The organism is Bacillus sp. sid0103 (assembly GCF_019219025.1).
The window spans coordinates 1-2,719 of record NZ_JAHUWN010000077.1 but is presented as its reverse complement, the minus strand read 5'-3'; the positions used below and the strand labels follow the sequence as shown (position 1 = coordinate 2,719).

Here is a 2,719-nt window from a genome sequence, read left to right as displayed (position 1 = left end):
TTCATACAGATAGGTAAGGGTTTGAAGTTATCTCTCCCTTTTCCCCCCGTCCACACCGTACAAGCGACTTTCACCGCATACGGCGTTCCAACTAATCCAATTTATTCTTTTCTATGTATTAAGCAGACGAGTGCTTTTCTTCCAATATTAGATTATTTCATTTTGACATTTTAATCGTACCGTATTTACTTTTTCTTTTTGCTTACGAGTAAGTTTTAAGGATTTTAAAAGAGTCTCTATCTTGACCTTATCTTTTAGGTGAATCAGTTGATGAATAGCTTTATCAACAATAATTAAATTTGAATAGCTATCATCTTTTGAAAGGTGATATGGGTTAATGTGATGGCAATGCCATTCATTAATTCCTAACTCCACTCCTAATATGGCACATTTGCCATATTGGGCAATAAACTTACTGATCCTGTTGTCATTGTATTCAATAGATCGGTTTGGAATGTAGTTTCTCATGATGTAAGAAAGCATAGTTTTATCAATAGCCTTTAAGCTATTGTGTATTTTTGCTCTACCTTCGGCAGTAAAGTTACAAATCGATTGTGAGAAACAAAGTGTTGTTTTCCACCGTTGGGCATGTATAGGCACAAAGACCATTTGTTGTATCTTAAATAGTTTAGCCTTATAACCCTTGTACCTTTTCTGTAAGGTCTTAGTCATATCATGAAAACTTGCCTCGGTTCTAATGTTCTTTAGCTGATTATATAACGATTTGCGTAGATGAGCGTTTAACTCATTCAGATTAATAGTAATTTGAGTGGCGACAGAGTAATAGTTTTGGATACCCATGACGACGGTATTGAAATTCCAAACAGATTGAATGCAAGGATTTTTCTTGACTACTTTTATAGCTTCCTTAATCTTTTGGAAGGCATTTGCTTTAGCCTTCTTCGACATATCGGACCTTGCTACATAGCCAAATCTTGACTTTCCTTTCTTTATGGCTTTTACTGAAAAGCCAAGAAACTCGGAAGAGTTTTTCTTTAAGTTGATAACTTTAGATTTCTCATCACTTGTTTCCAGGTGTAGTCTGTATTTTAAGAAGTCTTTCAATGCGTAATTCATCTTTATTGCCTGTGACCTTGTTCTGCACATTATTTTAAAATCGTCCGCATAACGGACGATGAAGCACTCTTTCAAAGCTGTTTTCTTCAGAAATTGATACTTACTGCCATTGGTGGAGTAAGTATACCTGCTACTAAACGTTTCCCATTGTTCACTAACCCACCAATCCAATTCGTTTAATACAATATTGGATAATAAAGGCGACAAAATTCCTCCTTGCGGAGTACCTTTTGTAGGAATACCTTCTCCTTCAATTTCTGCTTTTAAAAGCCTAGATATAATAGAAAGAAGTGATTTGTCCCTGATGCCTAGCGACCACATTTGTTTTAGTTGCTTACTATGATTAACATTATCAAAGAAACCTTTTATATCTACATCGACACAATGATGAAGTCCAGTTTGATTGATAAGAAATTCAACCCTAGCTTTGGCATGGTGAGTGCTGCGATTCGGTCTGAATCCATAACTGTGTTTATGGAATTTGGCTTCACAAATAGGCTCTAGAATTTGAAGTACACATTGTTGAAAGATTCTGTCCCAAATCGTGGGAATTCCCAAAGGTCTTGTTTTTCCTTTTCCTTTCGGAATGAAAACACGCCTTACTGTTTGGGGTTCATACCATTTGAACATTGCCTGAACCTTTTTTATTACATCTTCCACTGACAAATGTAGAATATCATTAATTGTTAGTTTATCTGTTCCCGCAGTTTTGCTACCTGAATTTCTTTTGATGTTTCGGTAGGCAAGTCGTATATTATCCTTAGAACTCATTATTTCTGTTAGCTCATAGAAATGATGACCACTGACACTTTGAGAATATAGTATGTCAAAGCAATCTTGCATACTATAATATTCACTGTGTCTCAGTTTCTTCCGTTTCAATAAGTTGGTGACTCCTTTCGGAGTTAAACCTCTTTTAGTCTCACAAGAACCTTATTAATCGATAAAGAACTGCCTTACTTGGTTGAATAAATCTAGATTAGTCTAGTGGCTATCCCTCCATGTGAATTAGACACTTCATTGGTACTGTGCCACCACTTTCACTGATACAAAGGTAAGTTATACAATAGCTAGTTTCATTATTGTTTTCCTTGCCAACGTTTCATTGGAAGTAAGTCCTCCACGTTATCAGCTTACAACGTTGAATTATATCTATTATAGAATGAACTTAGGAGCTTCCTGTAAGCCTGTTAGCATTCATACGCCTGTAACGTATCATGGATTTTCATATTTGTTATTTTTACTCACCCACATCTAACCTCACAATTTGGTGATATACACATTTCTATGTATCGCAGTTATAGACCCGTACATTCAGAAGTTCGTCAGCTTAACCATTTCTTTTGGTTTATTCGCATTCTCACCATATTCATTCAACTCAAGCATCATGAATTACACCACTCCATCGAGTAGGCTTTCGTCAGCCGAACTGGTACGGTAATTTCTCACGCCTTTTCGCCGAGCTTATAACACTATCATTCTTACTAAGTCCAATGCTATTCGACTAAGAGAGAACCCTTCAGGGTGTTACTCCGTCATTTGATTCTTCGATATAATCCTTCAGTTCCGTAAGGAACTGTCTAGCCTTTACCTGAGTAATGTGACCATCCTCAATTTTAGCTAGAAACATTTCGCACAACAA

1 protein-coding gene is annotated in these 2,719 nt (G+C 36.3%); it reads right to left on the bottom strand.

Annotated elements, in window-relative coordinates:
- Window positions 1–147: 147 nt before the first annotated feature.
- The gene (ltrA, locus tag KW850_RS32430; RefSeq protein WP_483862198.1) at window positions 148–1,959 is read right to left on the bottom strand and encodes a group II intron reverse transcriptase/maturase; all 1,812 of its coding nucleotides are present in this window, start codon (window positions 1,957–1,959) and stop codon (window positions 148–150) included.
- Window positions 1,960–2,719 lie beyond the last annotated feature (760 nt).